This window comes from Sphingomonas chungangi (assembly GCF_013778325.1).
In the GTDB taxonomy this organism is placed as follows: domain Bacteria; phylum Pseudomonadota; class Alphaproteobacteria; order Sphingomonadales; family Sphingomonadaceae; genus Solisphingomonas; species Solisphingomonas chungangi.
The window spans coordinates 16023-33958 of the sequence record NZ_JACEIB010000024.1; the positions used below are offsets into that span (position 1 = coordinate 16023).

General features: G+C 63.7%; 18 protein-coding genes. 9 read left to right on the forward strand and 9 right to left on the reverse strand.

All coding sequences use genetic code 11. From position 1 onward, the window contains the following. Positions 1 to 15 precede the first annotated feature (15 nt). Together HZF05_RS13910 and HZF05_RS13915 are read right to left on the reverse strand one after the other, a co-directional pair. Positions 16 to 270, reverse strand: coding sequence for a hypothetical protein (locus HZF05_RS13910; protein ID WP_160363776.1), 255 nt, complete (start codon positions 268 to 270; stop codon positions 16 to 18). After that, complete coding sequence (locus HZF05_RS13915) at positions 254 to 1165, reverse strand: mechanosensitive ion channel family protein (RefSeq protein ID WP_246332009.1); 912 nt, start codon at positions 1163 to 1165, stop codon at positions 254 to 256. Before HZF05_RS13915 ends, HZF05_RS13910 begins: the two co-directional genes overlap by 17 nt. Positions 1166 to 1328: 163 nt before the next feature. Between HZF05_RS13915 and HZF05_RS13920 the strand changes: the two genes are divergently transcribed. Next, positions 1329 to 1583 carry a hypothetical protein gene (locus HZF05_RS13920; RefSeq protein ID WP_160363777.1) on the forward strand — a complete coding sequence of 85 codons (255 nt, stop codon included), beginning with the start codon at positions 1329 to 1331 and terminating at the stop codon, positions 1581 to 1583. A gap of 22 nt (positions 1584 to 1605) precedes the next feature. Here the strand turns inward: HZF05_RS13920 and HZF05_RS13925 are convergent, their stop codons facing one another. The 6 genes from HZF05_RS13925 to HZF05_RS13945 form a co-directional block, all read right to left on the reverse strand. Next, positions 1606 to 3177: a DUF389 domain-containing protein gene (locus HZF05_RS13925; protein ID WP_160363778.1), complete on the reverse strand. Its 1572-nt coding sequence runs from the start codon at positions 3175 to 3177 to the stop codon at positions 1606 to 1608. Positions 3178 to 3232: 55 nt separating this feature from the next. Next, positions 3233 to 4444: a hypothetical protein gene (locus tag HZF05_RS13930; protein WP_160363779.1), complete on the reverse strand. Its 1212-nt coding sequence runs from the start codon at positions 4442 to 4444 to the stop codon at positions 3233 to 3235. Continuing rightward, complete coding sequence (locus HZF05_RS13935) at positions 4441 to 5856, reverse strand: DUF2254 domain-containing protein (protein ID WP_160363780.1); 1416 nt, start codon at positions 5854 to 5856, stop codon at positions 4441 to 4443. Before HZF05_RS13935 ends, HZF05_RS13930 begins: the two co-directional genes overlap by 4 nt. 63 nt (positions 5857 to 5919) lie before the next feature. Further along, complete coding sequence (locus HZF05_RS13940; RefSeq protein ID WP_246332010.1) at positions 5920 to 6966, reverse strand: cation:proton antiporter; 1047 nt, start codon at positions 6964 to 6966, stop codon at positions 5920 to 5922. Continuing rightward, positions 6966 to 7202 (reverse strand): hypothetical protein, encoded by a 237-nt coding sequence (locus HZF05_RS21935; protein ID WP_246332011.1) that lies wholly within the window; start codon positions 7200 to 7202, stop codon positions 6966 to 6968. The genes HZF05_RS13940 and HZF05_RS21935 overlap by 1 nt, the downstream gene beginning before the upstream one ends. 81 nt (positions 7203 to 7283) lie before the next feature. Next, positions 7284 to 8402, reverse strand: a complete 1119-nt coding sequence (locus HZF05_RS13945; protein WP_160363781.1) for a permease — start codon at positions 8400 to 8402, stop codon at positions 7284 to 7286. Positions 8403 to 8589: 187 nt separating this feature from the next. On the opposite strand from HZF05_RS13945, the gene HZF05_RS13950 reads away from it, so the two are divergent. Together HZF05_RS13950 and HZF05_RS13955 are read left to right on the forward strand one after the other, a co-directional pair. Continuing rightward, entirely contained in the window at positions 8590 to 9357 is a 768-nt protein-coding gene (locus tag HZF05_RS13950; protein WP_160363782.1) for an SDR family oxidoreductase, read from the forward strand. Positions 9358 to 9359: 2 nt separating this feature from the next. Continuing rightward, the gene (locus tag HZF05_RS13955; RefSeq protein ID WP_160363783.1) at positions 9360 to 10250 is read left to right on the forward strand and encodes a glycoside hydrolase family 130 protein; all 891 of its coding nucleotides are present in this window, start codon (positions 9360 to 9362) and stop codon (positions 10248 to 10250) included. 12 nt (positions 10251 to 10262) lie between these two features. Here the strand turns inward: HZF05_RS13955 and HZF05_RS13960 are convergent, their stop codons facing one another. Then, positions 10263 to 11144, reverse strand: a complete 882-nt coding sequence (locus HZF05_RS13960; protein WP_160363784.1) for an SMP-30/gluconolactonase/LRE family protein — start codon at positions 11142 to 11144, stop codon at positions 10263 to 10265. An 88-nt stretch (positions 11145 to 11232) separates the two neighbouring features. On the opposite strand from HZF05_RS13960, the gene HZF05_RS13965 reads away from it, so the two are divergent. The 6 genes from HZF05_RS13965 to cyoD all read left to right on the forward strand — a co-directional run bounded on the left by HZF05_RS13965 (position 11233) and on the right by cyoD (position 17799). Continuing rightward, the gene (locus HZF05_RS13965; RefSeq protein ID WP_160363839.1) at positions 11233 to 12084 is read left to right on the forward strand and encodes a sugar phosphate isomerase/epimerase family protein; all 852 of its coding nucleotides are present in this window, start codon (positions 11233 to 11235) and stop codon (positions 12082 to 12084) included. Positions 12085 to 12157: 73 nt separating this feature from the next. Then, on the forward strand, positions 12158 to 13933 hold the full coding sequence (locus tag HZF05_RS13970) for a glycoside hydrolase family 15 protein (RefSeq protein WP_160363785.1): 1776 nt from the start codon (positions 12158 to 12160) through the stop codon (positions 13931 to 13933). Next, entirely contained in the window at positions 13930 to 14784 is an 855-nt protein-coding gene (locus tag HZF05_RS13975; protein WP_160363786.1) for a cytochrome ubiquinol oxidase subunit II family protein, read from the forward strand. The genes HZF05_RS13970 and HZF05_RS13975 overlap by 4 nt, the downstream gene beginning before the upstream one ends. Next, complete coding sequence (locus HZF05_RS13980) at positions 14781 to 16865, forward strand: cbb3-type cytochrome c oxidase subunit I (protein ID WP_160363787.1); 2085 nt, start codon at positions 14781 to 14783, stop codon at positions 16863 to 16865. The genes HZF05_RS13975 and HZF05_RS13980 overlap by 4 nt, the downstream gene beginning before the upstream one ends. After that, positions 16862 to 17488 (forward strand): cytochrome c oxidase subunit 3, encoded by a 627-nt coding sequence (locus HZF05_RS13985; protein ID WP_160363788.1) that lies wholly within the window; start codon positions 16862 to 16864, stop codon positions 17486 to 17488. Before HZF05_RS13980 ends, HZF05_RS13985 begins: the two co-directional genes overlap by 4 nt. Next, positions 17485 to 17799 carry a cytochrome o ubiquinol oxidase subunit IV gene (cyoD, locus tag HZF05_RS13990; protein WP_160363789.1) on the forward strand — a complete coding sequence of 105 codons (315 nt, stop codon included), beginning with the start codon at positions 17485 to 17487 and terminating at the stop codon, positions 17797 to 17799. The genes HZF05_RS13985 and cyoD overlap by 4 nt, the downstream gene beginning before the upstream one ends. Positions 17800 to 17936 lie beyond the last annotated feature (137 nt).

Sequence of the window (17936 nt, forward strand, 5' to 3'; positions counted from 1 at the left end):
GATTGACGGCTCCTGCTACGCGCCGATCAATGCATCCAAACGCTTCCGCAGACTTTCCCGCCTCTCCGCGGATGTCCCATGGCGGGGGCGCATCAGAGCAAGTTCGTCGACGACGGCGTCCCTGACCCGGTTCGTTGCGGCATCGTCGAGCAGACCTGTCTGACGCAACTCCTTCGTCAGCTGAAGCAGCCCCACAACCGCTGCCCGTGACCGAAAACCCAAGAGGTTGAGTTCGCTATGGATATGGCGATCGTCACTCTCGCTTGTCATCTTCATCTCCTGCCGGACGCGCATGATCCCCTGTCTCTTTCGCCCGTGTGAGGGGCAAAGCTTCCTTGAAGGTGAGCGTGCGATAAGGGAAAGGTATCTCCATTCCGGCCTCGTCAAGCGCACGCTTCACTGCCCGAACGACACCATCGCGCGTGCGGTGCATCTCAATAGGTTTCGATCCCGCCCACCAGCGCACCGTGAAATTCATCGAGCTGTCGCCGAACTCGGTCGCGAACACGTCGATCCGCTTGTCCGCGTCGATACCCTCGACGCTTCGCACCGCCTTCTCGATTACCGCCGCCGCCGCGTCGAGGTCCACATCATAGCCAACGCCCACGGTCACCGAGTAGCGGCGCTGGGTCTCGTCGGTCAGGATCTTGACCGGGTTCTTGAACAGGAAGGAATTGGGCACCACCACCAGCTCGTTCGACAGGTGGCGCAGATGGGTATCGCGCAAACTGATATTCTCGACGCGCCCGGCCACATCCTGGCACTCGATCATGTCGCCGATCCGCATCGGCTTGCGCAGCATGATGAGAATGCCGGCCAGGAAATTCTCGAAGATGTCCTTGAACGCGAAGCCGACGGCGACCGATCCGAGTCCGAGAACGGCGAGGATGTTGGCCGGCGTGACACTCGGCACCACGATCGACATCGCAATCAGGATGCCGACGATCCAGATCGCAACGCCGATCAGCGTTTCGCCGAGGTTGACGAGCGTGCCGCGCGTGTCGGTCTGGCTCAACATGCGCTCGGCGAGGCGGCGTGAGAATCTGACGATCGCCCAGGTCGCGACCAGCACCAGCAGCGCGATCGCCATCTGGGGGAGCAGTTTGATGAACTCCGTCGCCATCTCCCACAGGCGATGGAACAGGATGTTGACGAGATTCATCATAACAAAATCGGGCGCTCCATGACATGCCAACGCATTACGGGCCGAATGCTCCCCATCTTGTACCGAGGCTGTGGAATCGTCCGCCGGTCCGGGGTATCGTTCCCCCAGGAGAGACCAAGAAGGGCATCAAGCCATGGAGACCCACCAAGCAATCGAACCGTCCTTGAGCCGCAAGCTGGCAAAAATGGAGCATCAGCGATCTTATGCCTCCAACCAGGCGGCAATCGCCGCGCTGGAACTCGCGACCGCCCTGTCTACCGTCCTGACCCGCCGACTGGGGCAGGATTTCGCGGACGAACTCTGCGCCGAATTGCGAACGCGCGCACAAAGCCTTCTGGCGGACGATTTTACCAGCCAGTGCACCGCTAACATTGTCAGCGAACTGGCGGATTGGCCGATCTGGAAATCCGCGCACTGAGGGACGCGGGCTGCGGCAAGCTTCAGGGCGAGCCGCTTCCGCCGTCAGGGGCGGCCGCGAGGCGAAAGCTCTGCCCTGCAGCCGGTGCGCTCACCGAAGCGATACCGCGTTCTCGAAGCAGGGTTGCGACCGCCTGAGCACGCCTGGCGTTGAGCAAGGGGTGATCGACGGGCGAAGCCGGTAGACCTGGCACCGCCAGCGCCGCGATGTTCCACCGCTGAGCCGCCCAGGCCGACAGCCCCACCGCCTCCGTCCCTGCCTGGTCGAGTGTGTCCGAGCCATCGGCGAACCGGATCGTCGGCATGTCGCCAAATGGCGGGACGAGGACGATATGCCAGCCCGACGATACCGCCTGAACCCTTTGCTCGAGAGCCCGGTAGGTGGCCAGCGTCGCACCGGGAAGTACGGAAGCCGTCACGGTCGCGCGTTGATGCCCCTGATCCAGCGTTACCGCCTCGGGTCCGACGCCCGCCGCGATAGCGACCAGCCTGGCAATCTCGGCCCCTTGCGCATCGGCATCCTTCGCCTCCTCAGCCGCCTTCACTTCGGCGCGCTGCCGGTCGAGCGCGCCGGCGTGAGGATCGAGCAGCACTTCGTCGATCTGCAACGTCAACGGGCGTCCGAGCGCCTTGATCAGGCCCGCCTTCACCGTATCGCCGGATACCGCGCGCGAGCGGGGCGCGATCACGATCGAGCGAACTGCGATGGGATCGCGCTCGAAATCGACATCGAGCTGGGTGACCCGCGACTGCGCACCGAACGTCTCGGACAGGTAGGATCGGACCTGATTCACCGTGAGGGCTTCCCGGGCGATGCGACTGAGCGAGATGCCCAGCGGGATCGCCATCGCGACGAAGACGAGGAGGAGCAGCACGGTCTGCGTCCAGCTCTGCTGGCTGGATAGCCGATGCCCGAAGCCGTAATAGCGCGCCATGATGGTCGCGGAGAGTGCGATCGTCACGAGGTTGGTGAAGAAAAGCGCCAGCGCGCCGCCGAGGATCGGCAGGTTCCAGGTGGCCAGCCCGAACCCGACCACGGCAAGCGGCGGCATGAGCGCCGTTGCGATGGCGACGCCGACGATCGTGTCGCCCTTGCCGCGGATAATCGCGAAACTGCCGGCGAGCGAGGCGAACAGCGCAATCACCAGATCGAACAGATTGGGACGCGTCCTGGCCAGGATTTCGGCGGTCGGAGCCCGCAGTGGCGAGACGAGCACGATCAGCGCGGTGAACAGCACGGCCACGACCGCGCCCACCACGAGCGCGGTCACCGAGCGCCGCATCTCGCGGAAGTCGAACAATGCGAGGCTGAAGCCGAGGCCGAGGATCGGGTTCATCAACGGCGAGATCAGCATCGCGCCGATGACGACCGCCGGCGAGGAGAGCAGCAGACCCAGCACCGCGATACCGGCCGACATCATCGTCATGAAGGCGTAGCGCGGCGACCAGCCGCTTTCCCCGAGTACGCGGGCGACGACAGCTTCGTGCTCGACCCGGGAGACAACGCGCAGGCGCCACCACCGGTAGAAGCCCGTGTCGCGCCAGCGATCCTGTATGCCTTGCGCGAAGGCGGGAGCATTAGGGGGCTCGGTCATGTCGCCAGACTATCGCCGACCGGTGACCGATTTCCACGCCGATTGTCGGGCACACTCATCCTTCCGCAGGCGCGCCGACCGCGGCGGCGACGAGACAGATCAGCCCGATCGCGATGAAGCCCGACCTTGTGGTCCAGCCGCCGGCCCCGGTGCGCAATGACGCCCATAGCGCGAGGCCCGCCTGCATCGCGTAGAACAGGGCAAATGCCCGCGATGCGAGCGCCACGACCTGAAATGGGTCGGTTAGCCAGACCACGGCGATCGCGAGCGCACAGACGGTGATGAACGCGCCCCGCACCCCGAGCTTGCGCCGCGACACCTCGACGACGAGGCCACCGGCGCCGATCGAATCCGCGATCGCCGCGCTCAACTGGCTGGCGACCGCGCCGATCAGCACGAAGATGCCGAGGATCGGTGCGACAAAGGTCATGATATCGAGAATGCCGGCGACACCCTGCGCCTGCGAGGCCTGTCCGAGGAACGGCGTCAGCAGCCCGATGAAGGCAAGGTAGATGACCGACGATATGCCTTGGGCCAGCCGCATGGTGCGAACACGGACGGTGCGGCTGTAGCTGTCGCCGAGATAGCGCGAGGTCTCGAACCCCTGGACCGTGATCAGCAGGCCGAGCAGCATCGGTATGCTGGCCGGGCTGAGCTTCGCCGGTGGCAGCGGCTGGATCGATCCTGCATGGTGCGCCCACCATATGGCTAGCCCGGCCAGAAGACCTGCGATCACGCCGATCTTTGCGGACACGCTGGCATGGGCGGCGTGTTCGATCCTGCGCAGACTTCCGGAGAAGGTGAGCGCCACGAACATCAGTATGATCGCCGTCACCATCGCATTCGCGACGGTCGCGTGGAGCGCGTCCGGAACGGGCAGTCGCTTCAGCGTGAATTCTGCGAGCAGCTTGAGATAGTATGCGACGGATACAGCATAAGCGACGCCGAGCATGCCCTGCGCGGCCCGCATCGCCCAGGCCATTGGATCATGGGTCGCGATCGTCTCGGACAGGGCTTCCACGTGGACGATGTTGAAGCGGATCACCGCGCCGACCGCGTAAGCGAGCAGCAAGAGGACCGTCATCGCACCGAAGGCGGCTGACCCGAATTCGTGCGCCAGTAGCGGCCCGCAGATGAGAAATCCCGATCCGATGATCGAGGCGAGCGGTGTGACCGTCGCGCGCCAGGTCTCCGAGCGGGCCACCGGGCCGATGGTGAGAAGGACGGTCACAAGGATCGCGGCGACGACCGCGACGATGACGATCATGCCGTCCCGCCGAGCCAGGCGGCGCTGTCGCGCAGCTGACGCCGGTAATCGGGCTCGGCGAGCGCGCGGCGCAGTTCGGCCGAGCGGCGCATTACCAGCCGCAAAGGTTCGCCATCGAGGCCGCCGGTGGCCAGTTCCTCGATCTGGTCGACCTGAGCACGCACGACGCCGAGACGCTCGACGTTGTCGCAACTCATCGCCACTTCACCGAGCGCGCCGAGAAAGCGCAGGGCGGCGATCCGATCCTGCGAGGCATATTGCGCGAGTGCTCCGAAGCCGCGGTCCATGAAGCCGGCGAAATCGACCGGATGGGCGATGACGCGGAGCGCGCCCTTCTCGTCGGCCCTCAGGCGGGAAGGAAGGCTGCGCCGGGCTACGTCGGCCAATGCCGCGCCCAGCCAGTCGAGGCAGGTGCTGGCCGTGAAGGGATCGTTGACGCCCGGCGAGAGTGCGCGGGCGGCGATCTCGACGAGTTCGTCGATCAGAAAGCGCAGGTCTTGCAACGGCGTGCGCCGCGAACCCACGGCGAAGCAACCCCGGATCGCCGCGACCGCATCATCGTCGCATTTCTCGGGTGGGCAAGCCTCAACCAGCGCGCGGCCGACATGGACGAAGTCTCCCGGCTGATATTGCAGCCGCAGAACCAGATCGTGCCGGGTCGCGACCGACAGCAGGGTCTCGTCATCGATGAGCTGGAGATACCCGGTCTGGCGGGCTTCGATTTCCTTGCGATGAACTGCCTGCGTGCTGCCCGCATCGCGGCGGAAAGCGTCAGGTATCCTGTCCTCGTCGGAGCGGGCCTCGGCGGGAAGCGGGGCACCGATGAAGACCGGAAACCGTGCGCCGATCTCCGCCAGGAGACGATCGCCGATCTCCTCGATCACGCTGTTGATGTGGATGCGCGTCGGCACGTGATGGATGAAGAAGATCAGCACGCCGATCGAGCACAATACCAGCAGAACCGCGACGAGGAGCGCGAGTTGGGGCACGAAGGCGTCGGCTCCCGCTCCGCTTTCGCCCGGCGAGCGGATCGTGCGCAACACCACCATCGAATAGACAAACGTGGCGATGAAGGTGCCGAGCGTGACCTGATTACCGCGATCGCTCATGAAGTTGCTGAGCAGGCGCGGGCCGTATTGCCCAGACGCATATACGACGGCCGCGATCGTCACCGAGAAGGTCGTGCCGGCCACGCCGATCATCGAGCCTCCGATCGACGACAGCAGCGACCGTGCTCCGTCGGGACGAGCCGCATAGAGCCACGGCACGCCGTCCATCCAGTTCGAGCCCTGATAGCTGTCGAGCGTGATCATCCCGCCAGCCAGCAGGATTGCCATCACCGCCATGATCGTGGGGATGAACCAATAGCTTTCGCGCAATCGGTCGGTGAGGGTGAGGAGCCACGCCCTCATGCAGAGACTACAATCACCAGAGGGCCTTCCGCACGGATGAGTGCAAGACGAACCCCCGGACCATCATGTCGGTTGCGTGCGTGATTGTCCGCGAGCGGCGACCCGCTTCAGGAGACCAGCGATACTGCTTCCCTGCACGATGACGGCGAAGAGGACGACGATGTAGGTCGCTGCCAGCGCAACGGCGCGTGCCGAACCGTCCGGGAGCGCCAGGGCCAACGCGACCGAAATGCCGCCGCGCAGTCCGCCCCAGATCAGCGTTGGCGGCGCCAGGTGGCCGAGGGACAGCCACGGCCGCATGGCGCCGAGCGGCAGCAGAACGGATATCGCGCGCGCGGTGAGCACCAGCGGGATCGCGGCAACGCCGACCACCGCCAGCCGGACGTCGTGCGGGATGGAGACGACCTCGAGACCGATGAGCAGAAACAGAACCGAGTTCAGGATCTCGTCGATCAGGCCCCAGAACTTCATCAGATAGTCCTCGGTCTCCTCGCTCATCGCGTGGGCGACCCCCTGGTTGCCGATCACGAGGCCCGCCACCGCCATCGCGACCGGGCCGCTGACGCCGATCCAGCTCGCGACAGCGTATCCGCCCATGACGACGGCAAGGCTGATCATCACCTCAACCTTGTAATCGTCGATCGAGCGCATGCCGCGATAGCCGATCCAGCCGGCGAGGAGCCCGAGCAGCACCCCGCCACCTGCCTCGATGCCGAAGAGGCCTGCGGCATGGCCGGCAGAGATTTCTTCACCGCCCGACGCGATGGCAAGGATGATCGTGAAGATGACCACGCCGACGCCATCGTTGAAGAGGCTTTCGCCGGCGACTGTCGCCCGCAGGGTCGGATCGACACTGGTACGTCTCAGCACGTCCATCACCGCGATCGGGTCGGTCGGGCTGATCAGCGCGCCGAACAGCAGGCACCAGATGAACGGGAGCGGCAGCCCGAGGGCCTGAACGAGGACATAGAAGCCAGCGCCGACGAGGAAAGTCGACAGCAATACGCCGATCGTGCTCAGGATCAGGATCGGCCAGCGCCCCCGCCGCATATCGCCCCAATCGACGTGCAACGCGCCGGCGAACAGCAGGAAGGAGAGCATCCCTTCCATCAGGTCTTGTGGAAATCGATGCCGGCGATGAACCGCACGATGTCGCCGCTGATGCGACTTTCCGGCAGCAAACGGTCGAGACCCACCACGACCAGCGAGGCGACCATGCCCATGACGGTCAGCCCGGCCGACTGGGGCAGCCGAATGAAGCGGTGATTGAGGTAGCCCAGCAGCGCGGCCAGCACGATCAGGATCGCGGCGGCGTCGAAGGGCGTGAGGAGGATAGACCCGATCATGCGCGCGAGGGAAGCTGATCGCGCGGCAGCGGGCAAGCGAAGTCGGCGTCGCCGCGAACGAGCGCCGTATTTTGCCTCAGTTCAGTGACAATGGTGATGATCGCCCGCAGGTTGTCGGCGGGCGAGCACGAACAGCCAGCTCGCGAGAAGGAGGGCAAGGCAGTCGAGCCAGAAACTGTAATCGAACGAGAAATCGGTCATGGCGGCGCGGATGCCGCCCATGGGAGCGGGCGTCAGACCGAGCAGTCCGAAACCGAGACTGACGATCAGGGCCGCTCCCGCCATCGAAACGAACAGCACCGCCGCGATCGCCAGCGCCATGCGCCAACCGAAATAGCGGCGATAGGCATCGATCAGCGGAAGGACGATCAGATCCGCGTAGAGGAAGGCGATGACGCCGCCGAAGCTCGCGCCGCCACCCCATAGCATCGCCGCCAGGGGCACGTTGCCGATCGAACAGACGAAGGTCAGCATCGCCACAATGGGACCGATCAGGACATCCGCAGGAATGCGGATCCAATCCGGCGCGCCGGCCAGAAAGAGTCCTTGCCAGAAGCCATCGGGCACGAACGCCGCCAGCACACCGCCGATCAGGAATCCCGCCAGAAGATCCTTCCACAGCATCTTCCATTCCATGACGAACGCCTGGGCGATCATGCCGAGTGCCTTCGGATTGCGCAGGCGCTCCCGCCAGTTGCCACCTTCAAGCTTCATCCCGCCATGGTCGTGGCCCTGTCCCGTCTCCTCGTGAACTCGCGCGGCGTCGATCAGACTGCGGGGGATCGCCAAACGCACGATCGGCACCATCAGGATGATGAGGATCGTTCCGCCGACCCACTCCGCGACCATGAAGCGCCAGCCCATCAGCAGCCACAGGATCACGCCCAGTTCGAGCACGAGATTGGTCGAGGCGACCAGGAAGGCAAGGCTGGGGCCGAGCGCCGCACCTTTCTTGAACAAGGTCCGCATGATCGACGCCGAGGCATAGGAGCAGCTCGAGCTCGCCGCGCCCGCCGCCGAGGCGATCGCAATCGACTTCGCACGGTCGGTTCCAAGCAGGTCTCGCAAACGATCAGCCGACACAATGACCTGGAGCACGGCGGAAATCGCAAAGCCGAGCACCAGACTCCAGCCCGTCTTCCACGCCATGCCCGCCGCGATCAGAAGTCCGGTGAGGAACAGATGTAACAATGACGGCATGCCGCTCTCAAGCGATCACGCGCGGCTTCGTTCCTCCCGATGTAGGGAGACATCCAATGCTCGCGACTGATTTTTTCTCGGGCACGAGCCCTGGATCGCCTTTCGAACCGTTGTGCGTTCAAAGCATCCAAATCCGCGCGGCAACCGCCGGTAGCCCGCCTCCCGCTTTATCCGTCAGGACAATGCCATGTTCGATAACAAAATCGCGATCGTCACCGGGGGTGAATCCGGTGTCGGCGCGGCATGCGCGAGAGCGTTGAGCGCGGCCGGCGCTCGTGTCGTCATTACATATTTCAAAGACGCCGATGCTGCGAACACGGTCTGCCGCTCTATCGGGGACGAAACCCGTGCGATCGCCGTTCAAACCGACGTCGGCGACGAGGCGGAAGTCGAAGCATTGTTTGCGGCTGCCGAAAAGGCCTTCGGAACGGTCGCACTGCTGGTCAATTCCGCGGGGCTCAACATGAGCGGCGTCAAGATCGTCGACATGGCCCTAGCGCAATTCGACCGCGTTCTGCGATCGGATCTTTACGGCCCGTTCCTGACCTGCCGGCGCTTCGTTCGCGCTCTGGAAGACACGGACACCAAGGGGCGGATCGTCAACATATCTTCCATCCACGAGAGAGCGCCCCGGGCCGGCGGCGTCGATTATGATTCTGCCAAAGGCGGCTTGTCGCAATTGACCGCCACACTGGCCCTGGAACTCGCGCCCAAGGGCATCGCCGTCAACGGCGTGGCCCCCGGCATGATCCTGACGCCAATGAACGAATCGGCGATCGACAATCCTGCCGAGCTGAAGACCAAGGAAGCGGCGATACCCTGGGGTCGCGCAGGGCGGCCCGAAGAGGTAGCAGATCTGGTGTCGTTCCTGCTATCTCCCGTTGCGGACTATATCACGGGCACCACTGTTACGATCGACGGCGCGCTGTCGCTGACCGTCGCCCAAGGCGCCTGAACATGGCGACTTATGCGGTTGAGCAACTCGACACCGTCATCGTTGCCAAAGGTTCGACGATCGACGGCATGGACATGATGAGTCCGTTTGTCTGGAAGGAAGGTCCGCTGTACCGCGCCATGGTCCGCGGCGTCCCCTGTCCCTTGGGCCCGACCGATCCGACCGGCATCATAGCTTGCGGCACCAGCGATGACGGCTTGCGGTTTGTGATGGACCCCGACCTCGCTATCGTTCCGGGTCCGATGGCTGACGATGCCGGTGGATGCGAGGATCCGACCGTCCTCCAGTTCGGCGGCAATTATCTTGTTTATTATACCGGCGTCGATGCTGCCCGCACTCAGGGATCGATGATCCTAGCCGAAGGTCCGGACCTGAAATCGCTCACGAAGCGCGAATTGGTGCTGAAAGCGCCACCATGCGAGGGCAACATCAAGGAGGCGACCCTCGCCCAGACTGCCAATGGAGACTGGCGCCTGTTCTACGAATATGCCGCCAACAATGCCTCGCGGATCGGGATGGCGGGGGCACCGGCGCCAGAGGGGCCGTGGTCGGTGCTTCCGGACCCGTTCGGAATCCGCGAGGACAGCTGGGACAATTGGCATCTGTCGACCGGGCCAATGACTAACGTCGAGGGACGAGATCCCGTCATGTTCTACAACGGCGCAACCCATGATGCCCGTTGGCGGATCGGCTGGATCAGTTTCGACCCGGATTTCACGCGTGTCACCGGGCGCGGTCTGGAACCGCTGCTCCTCCCGCCACCGGCCAAAGACCGCGACGCGACGGATATCGCCTTTGCGGCCTCCACGGTGGTGATCGATGACATGATCGCGCTTTACTACTCGCTCGAGGATCGCATGCTACGCCGAGCGCTCGTGCGTTATTATGCCTGAGCAGCGTTCGAATCAGCGTACGAGATAAGGCCGGAACGCGCCACGACACCCTACGTCCAGACGCAATAGGGCTCCGGCCAAAGGCTCCCGCGATTTGTCGTGCGGGGTAATACCGTCCGACGCGCTGGTGACATACAGCCTGTCGAGTGCCTCGCCGGCAAAGGCCGGCATGGTCGGTTGGCTCACGGGCAATTCGACGTCACGGTCGACCGTGCCGTCGGGATGGAACCGCCTCAATACCCCGCCGCCATGAAGAGCCGACCAGTAACCGTTATCGGTGTCGATCGCGGCGCCGTCCGGAATGCCCTGCTCCTTCGGGACCACAGCGAAAACCCGGCGATTGGAAATGAGACCGCCGTCCACCTTGTAGTCGAACGCGATGATCTGACCCTTGTTGCTGTGGGAGAGGAAGAAGGTCTTGCCGTCCGTGCTCCACGCCATGCCGTTATGCAGTTCGGCTGCGTCCGCTTCGGAACGCAGGCCGTCCGCCAGCGTGAAGCTGTGCAGCGCGCCTTGCTGCCCGGGCGGTGAGCCCTCGAGCGGATCGAACATCACGCCGATCCAGAACCGACCAGCAACATCGCACGCGCCTTCATTGAAGCGGAATAGCGCGGGATCGAACGGGGACGGTGCGAGAAGATGGAGCGCATCGCTGTCGAGATCGAGATGGTACAGACCCTCCCGGAGCGCTACGACTGCCCCGCCCCCTTCAGTCAGCGCGAAGCCGCCAATATCGCTCGTCACCCTCCAGGTTCGCGTAGAATTGTCCTCGGGACGAAAACGGTGAAGCGCGGGCGCCTTGACGTCGATCCAGTAGAGCGCCCGCTCACTTTCGACCCAGGTTGGCGACTCACCGATGGTCGCATGAGCATCCAGTGCCGTCTCGATCGCCATGCAATGTGCTCCGTTTCGAGAGGAAAGCGATCTTGGAGCGGACCCGTTCCTTCGTGCCACGCATTGAGCAGCGAGGAGATTTGCGTTGATGTCTAAGCTGCCTTTTGCCTTTGGCATCAGCGAGTTCACCACGATGCCATGGTCGTTCGACCAAGACGTGGAGCGATACGCTCGGCTCGGCGTGGACACGATCGAGGTGGTCGAAGCGAAACTCGATGACGATCGTTTCGCCGAGCAGATGCAGTCGATTGCGGCTGCCGGGCTTGGCATCAGCGGAATCCAGCCAAGGGTCCGTACCTTCTTCGGCAGCCGGATGATGCCGACGCCCAAGGCCCTGGATGAACGTGTCGCGTGTCTGAGAGCATCGATCGAACGCCTGGCACCTTACGCCCCGGGCGTCCCCTTCATCACAAACGTCGGGGCGCATCCAAAGGGAGATATGGCAGATGCGATGGCCATAACCGCCCGAAAACTGGGCGATCTCGGAAGGGTCGCGGCCGATCACGGTGTCCTGATGGCAATCGAGCCGCTCAATCCGACATCGGTGAATGTCGAAAGCGCGATCTGGACGATCGACCAAGCGCTCGAGATTATCGACCGAAGCGGCAGCGACCATGTCGGGCTTTGCCTCGATTACTGGAATATCTGGCAAAATCCCGATGTCGAAGCCTCAATCGGACGGGCTGGCGATCGCATCTTCACCGTACAGGCGAGCGACTGGCGGCTGCCTCGCTCGTTCGCCGACCGCATCGTGCCTGGCGACGGAGCGATCCCCCTGCCCGCTCTCATCAATGCGACGCGAGCGACCGGTTATGACAAGCCCTGGGTCGTGGAGATCTTCTCGAATGACGTGGCCGATTCGCTCTACGACGGCGATCTGGAGGAGATGATAGAGCGCTCACGAGACGGCATGGCCGTCGCCTGGAGTGCCTCATCTTGATGTCACGATGGCATTCCCAGGGTCGGCGGTCGTCGTACCGCGCGGCTCCCCTTGCTGACGGCGCCGGACTGCGATGACGTCGGCGATTGGCGACTATGCGCTCATCGGTGACGGGCGGACCAGCGCGCTTGTCGCCTCCACCGGATCGGTCGATTTCCTGTGCTGGCCAAATTTCGACAGCGACGCGTGTTTCGCCGCCCTGCTCGGCGACGACACGAACGGCCATTGGCGGATTGCTCCCGATGCCGTTGTGACAGCGATCACGCGCCGATATCGCGGCGACACGACCATCCTGGAGACCGACTTCACATGCGACCGCGCGGCGGTACGGATTATCGATTTCATGCCCTGGCACGACGGTCCATCGACGCTCGTTCGCATCGTTGAGGGGTTGGAAGGCGAGGTGCCGGTCTCGCTCTCCCTCCGGCTGCGCTTTGGCTACGGTCAGATCGCGCCTTGGCTTCGCGCCGACGAGACCGGCTTTTGCGCGGAGATCGGCCCTGATCGCGTAAAGTTCGACAGCGCGGCGGAGTTGCGTCTCGGCGATGGCGAGGCCGCAGCCAAGTTCACGGTAGGCAAAGGCGACCGTTTCGTCTTCATCCTCACCTATTCTCCGTCCGATCAGGCCGTTTCAAGGAGCGTTGACCCCGACGCGGCTCTCGCTACGACCGAACGCGAATGGCGCGATTGGGCGGATCGTTTCGATCGCCCTTGCCATTGGCCCATCGCGGTCAAGCGCTCGCTGGTCACGTTGCGTGCGCTGGTCGACCGGCGCACCGGCGGGATGATCGCCGCGGCCAGCATGGGCCTTCCCGAGATACCCGGCGGCGGAGCCAATTGGGATTATCGTTACTGCTGGCTGCGCGATTCGACCTTCACGCTCAGCGCCTTGCTCAACGCGGGCTTCCACGATGAAGCGCGGCGATGGCGCGACTGGATCCTTCGTGCGATCGGCGGTGACTGCGCGACGATGCAGATCGTCTATAGGATCGACGGTTCGCGCCGATTACCCGAATGGGAGGTGGAGGCACTTTCCGGCTATCAGGGCGCTCGACCCGTCCGCGTCGGCAACGCAGCCTCCGGCCAGACTCAACTCGACGTATTCGGCGAGCTGATGGACAGTTTCGACGTGGCGGCGAAAGCGGGGATCGATCGCACGGCGCGCGTGATCGAGGTCGAAACCGCGATCGTCCGTCACCTCGAAACGGCCTGGGATCAACCCGGCGCGGACATTTGGGAAAGCCGCGGCACGCCCCGATGCTATACCTACTCGCAGGTGATGGCCTGGGTCGGCATCGATCGCTTCTTGAAGGCACATGGCGACAGCCCGGATGTGGATCGAAGCCTCATCGCGCGGCTGGAGACGCTGCACACACAAATCCACGCGACTGTCTGCGAACGCGGATACTCGATCGAACGCGGGCATTTCGTGCAGCATTACGGAAGCACCACGCTCGACGCCTCCTTGCTTTTGCTGCCGCTGGTCAATTTCCTGCCCGCGACAGACCCCCGCATCGTAAGCACGATCGCTGCGATTGAGCGCGACCTGGTGGACGGCGGACTGGTTCGTCGTAAGATGGCCGGATCCGACGAGCCTGCCGAGGGCGCGTTCCTCGCCTGCTCATGCTGGCTGGCCGATTGCTACAAGCTGCAGGGCCGCGACGATGAGGCGGCAGCCATGCTCGAACGTGTCATTTCGCTCGCCAACGACGTCGGTCTACTGAGCGAGGAATATCATGTGCCGACACGCCAGCTGATCGGCAACATCCCGCAGGCGCTGACGCATATCGGACTGATAAACACGGCATTGTTCCTGTCCGGCCCGGTGATCACCCGGGGGGGCGCATGACCTGCCCGGCGAGGCGGATCGTACCCTTCGCGTTACTGCCCCCTGCTCTTCTGGGCGGATGCAGCGTCCTCAAGCTGGGTGTTGTCAACCATGCCGGACCCGTCGCCGCGAGCCAATGGCACCTCTACCTGATCGTCGGTGCCGTGCTGGTGTTCGTGGCCGGCCCGGTCCTGCTGCTCGTGCCGATCATTGCCTGGCACTATCGGCTGTCGAACAAGCGTAGCGCGTTCAGGCCGAAATGGGATTTCTCCTGGCCGCTCGAAGGGCTTATCTGGATCCCGCCGGCCGGGATCGTCATCGGCCTCGGTTTCGTGCTCTGGCACTACACGCATAAGCTCGATCCCTACCGGCGCCTGCCATCAAGCCAACCCGCGCTCGAGGTGCAGGCGGTCGCGCTCGACTGGAAGTGGCTGTTCATCTACCCGGACGCGCATATCGCGACGGTGAACCGGCTGGCGATCCCGATCGGGCGACCCATCCATATCAGTCTTACCAGCGGGACGGTGATGCAGTCGCTGCTCGTGCCGCAGCTGGCGGGCCAGATCTATGCGATGGCGGGGATGACTACCCAGCTCAATCTCGAGGCGAGCCGGCGCGGCGTCTATCGCGGCGAAAATACGCAGTTCAACGGGCAGGGATTCCAGAACGAGCAGTTCGATGTCGTGGCGCTCTCGCCCGCTGACTATGATCGCTGGATCGCTGTCGTGCGCACCCAGGCGCCGCCGCTCGATGCCGCGGCCGAGGCCCCTTTGTTTCGCAAATCCGTCTTATCCCGGCCCGCTTACTATTCGGCGGCACCGGCCAGACTGTTCAAGACCATCCTGACCCGATCACAGGGGCCGGCGAGATGACCGATGGCATCTGGTCCGCCATTCTTGGCCGTTTTACCTGGACTGCCCTCCCCTTCGTCCGCGCGTGGGAGACGCCCACGATCAGCGAGATCATCGGCGCGGGCGCAGCCTCGGTCGTCATCCTCGGCGCGATCCTGCTCGCGACGCTGCTGACCGTCTATCGCGCCTGGCGGCCGCTCTGGTCCGAATGGCTGACCAGCCTCGATCATAAAAAGATCGGTATCATGTATGTCGTGCTCGCCTTCGTGATGCTTGCCCGCGCGGTGATCGAGGCTGTGCTGATGCGGATGCAGCAGGCAAGCGCGATCGATACGCCCGGCTTCATCGCGCCCGACCATTTCGCGCAGCTGTTCAGCACGCACGGCAGCATCATGATCTTCTTCATGGCGATGCCGTTTCTCACCGGGATCATCAACTATGTCATGCCGCTCCAGATCGGCAGCCGTGACGTCGCCTTCCCGCTGCTCAACTCGATCAGCCTGTGGCTGACCGGAGGCGCTGCCGGGCTGATGATGGTCAGCCTCGTGATCGGCCGCTTCTCGACCGGAGGCTGGAGCGGCTATCCACCCTACACCGAGCTCGCCTTCAGTCCCGACGTCGGGCCGGACTATTGGATCTGGGCGGTGACGCTGGGTTCGATCGGATCGACGCTGACCGGGCTCAACTTCGCCGTCACCATCTACAAGATGCGCTGTCCGGGCATGACCCTGATGCGCATGCCGCTGTTCGTCTGGACCTCGCTATGCACCAGCATCCTTATGATCTTCGCGATGCCGCCGCTCACCGTCGCGACCGCGCTGCTCGCGCTTGACCGCTATCTGGGCTTCCACTTGTTCACCAACGATCTCGGCGGCAACATGATGAACTACGCCAACCTGTTCTGGCTGTTCGGTCACCCCGAGGTCTATATCCTGATCCTGCCGGCGTTCGGCGTCTATTCCGAGGTGGTTTCGACCTTCTCGTCGAAAGAGCTGTACGGCTACACCTCGCTGGTGTTGGCGACGATGGCGATCGCGGTGCTGTCGTTCACTGTGTGGGTCCATCACTTCTTCACGATGGGCCAGAACGCCGATCTCAACGCGGTGTTCGGGATCGCGACGATGACGATCGGGGTGCCGACCGGCGTCAAGATCTACGACTGGATCTGGACGATGTTCAGGGGCGAGGTGCGCTTCACCGTACCGATGCTCTACTCGCTCGCGTTCATGATGACCTTCGTACTCGGCGGCTTCACCGGCATCCTGCTCGCCTTCCCTCCGCTCGACTATCTGGTCCACAACACGTTGTTCCTGGTCGCGCACTTTCACAATATGCTGATCCCGGGGCTGCTCTACGGAATGCTGGCGGCAACGCATTATTGGTTCCCGAAAGCATTCGGCTTCCGACTCAACGAGAAGTGGGGACGGATTTCGTTCTCCTGCTGGGTGGTCGGCTTCTATCTCGCCTTCATGCCACTCTATGTGCTCGGAGCCGCAGGCGCCGCGCGACGGACGCAGGCTTTTTTCGAGCCTGCCTTCCGGCCGTGGCTCTACGTCGCCGGGATCGGCGCGCTGATCCTGCTGGCGGCGCTGGCGACGTTGTTCGTCCAGCTTTGGGTGAGCATCCGCGAGCGCGACGCCAACCGCGTCGCCGCGGGCGACCCTTGGGATGGCCGCGGTCTCGAATGGTCGATCGCGGCGCCCCCGCCCGAATATAATTTCGCTGTCGTCCCGAGTGTTGCCGGCCGTGATCCCTTCTTCGATGGCAAGCGTAGTGGGGCCGCTTATGCGGCGCCCGCGCGCTACGGGGACATCGAGCTTCCCCGCAACAGCGCGACCGGCCCGGTGATCGGCATTGTCGGCGCGGCGACCGCCTTCGGTCTGGTCTGGCACATCTGGTGGCTGGCGGCGCTTGGCACGCTGGCGGTCATCGTCGCCGTGATCGCGCGCAGCTTCGTGCGCGACGTCCACCGCATCGTCCCAGCGGCGCAAGTCGAACGCGAAACGGAACGATGGCTGCGGACTGTCTCGGCGGCGCGTGCCATTCCGCGCGAGATCGAGACGACCCCGGCCAATCAGGGCCTGGCCCAGGTGCCAGCATGACCTCAAGCGAGCTTAGGCACACCGGTCTCAATCTTGGTGGCACCGGCGAAATCTCGCACGAGCAGGCCGAGACCGGGTTATTCGGCTTCTGGGTTTTCCTGATGAGCGACGCGGTGATCTTCGCGCTGCTGTTCGCCACCTACGGCGTGATGCTGTCCGCGACCGCTGGCGGTCCTACGCCGACTGCCGAGTACAAGATCGGCCCGGCGTTCATCGAAACGCTGCTCCTGCTGACCAGCAGCCTGACCTTCGGCATGGCGTCGATCACGATGAAGCACGACGCTAGGCCCCGCGGTCTGTTCGGCTGGCTGTTCGTGACGCTGCTGCTCGGCCTCGCCTTCCTGGGGTTCGAGCTGCACGATTTCGCGACGATGGTCGGTGACGGGGCATGGCCGATGCGCAGCGGCTATCTTTCGGCCTTCTTCGCGCTCGTGCCGCTGCACGGGCTGCACGTACTGTTCGGCAGCCTTTGGATCGTCGTCATGATGGTGCAGCTCGCGGTGTTTGGGCCGGACGCGCGCGTGAAGCTCAACATCCTGCGACTGGGCCTTTTCTGGCACTTCCTCGATATTGTCTGGATCGCGATCTTCACGATCGTCTACCTACAGGGGCTGATCCGGTGAGCGAACGCAAGACTGGCAAGGCTGGCGAGATTCGATCCTATCTGATCGGCTATGGTCTGGCGCTGCTGCTCACCTGCGCCGCCTTCGCCGCGATCCGCTGGCAGAGCTTTGCCGCCACGACGACGTTGGCAGTCCTGTTTGCGCTCGCGCTGGCACAGGTGATCGTGCACTTCCGCTTCTTCCTGCACATCCGTCTCAGCCGATCGTCGCGCGACGACCTTCAGCTGATCCTGTTTTCCGCGCTGATCGTGGCGTTGATGGTGTCGGGCACGCTCGTCATTCTGTTCAACCTGCGCCAGCGGATGATGTGATCAGCGCGTGCAAGGCAATCTCGTCTCACCTACGATGCAGCCCGTTCGATGGTGATCAAGTCAACGTTGCGCGATCGAACCCGCCACCGAGCTCTGCGACGCCTGCCCTACTTCTGATCACAAATCGATGAGGTCAT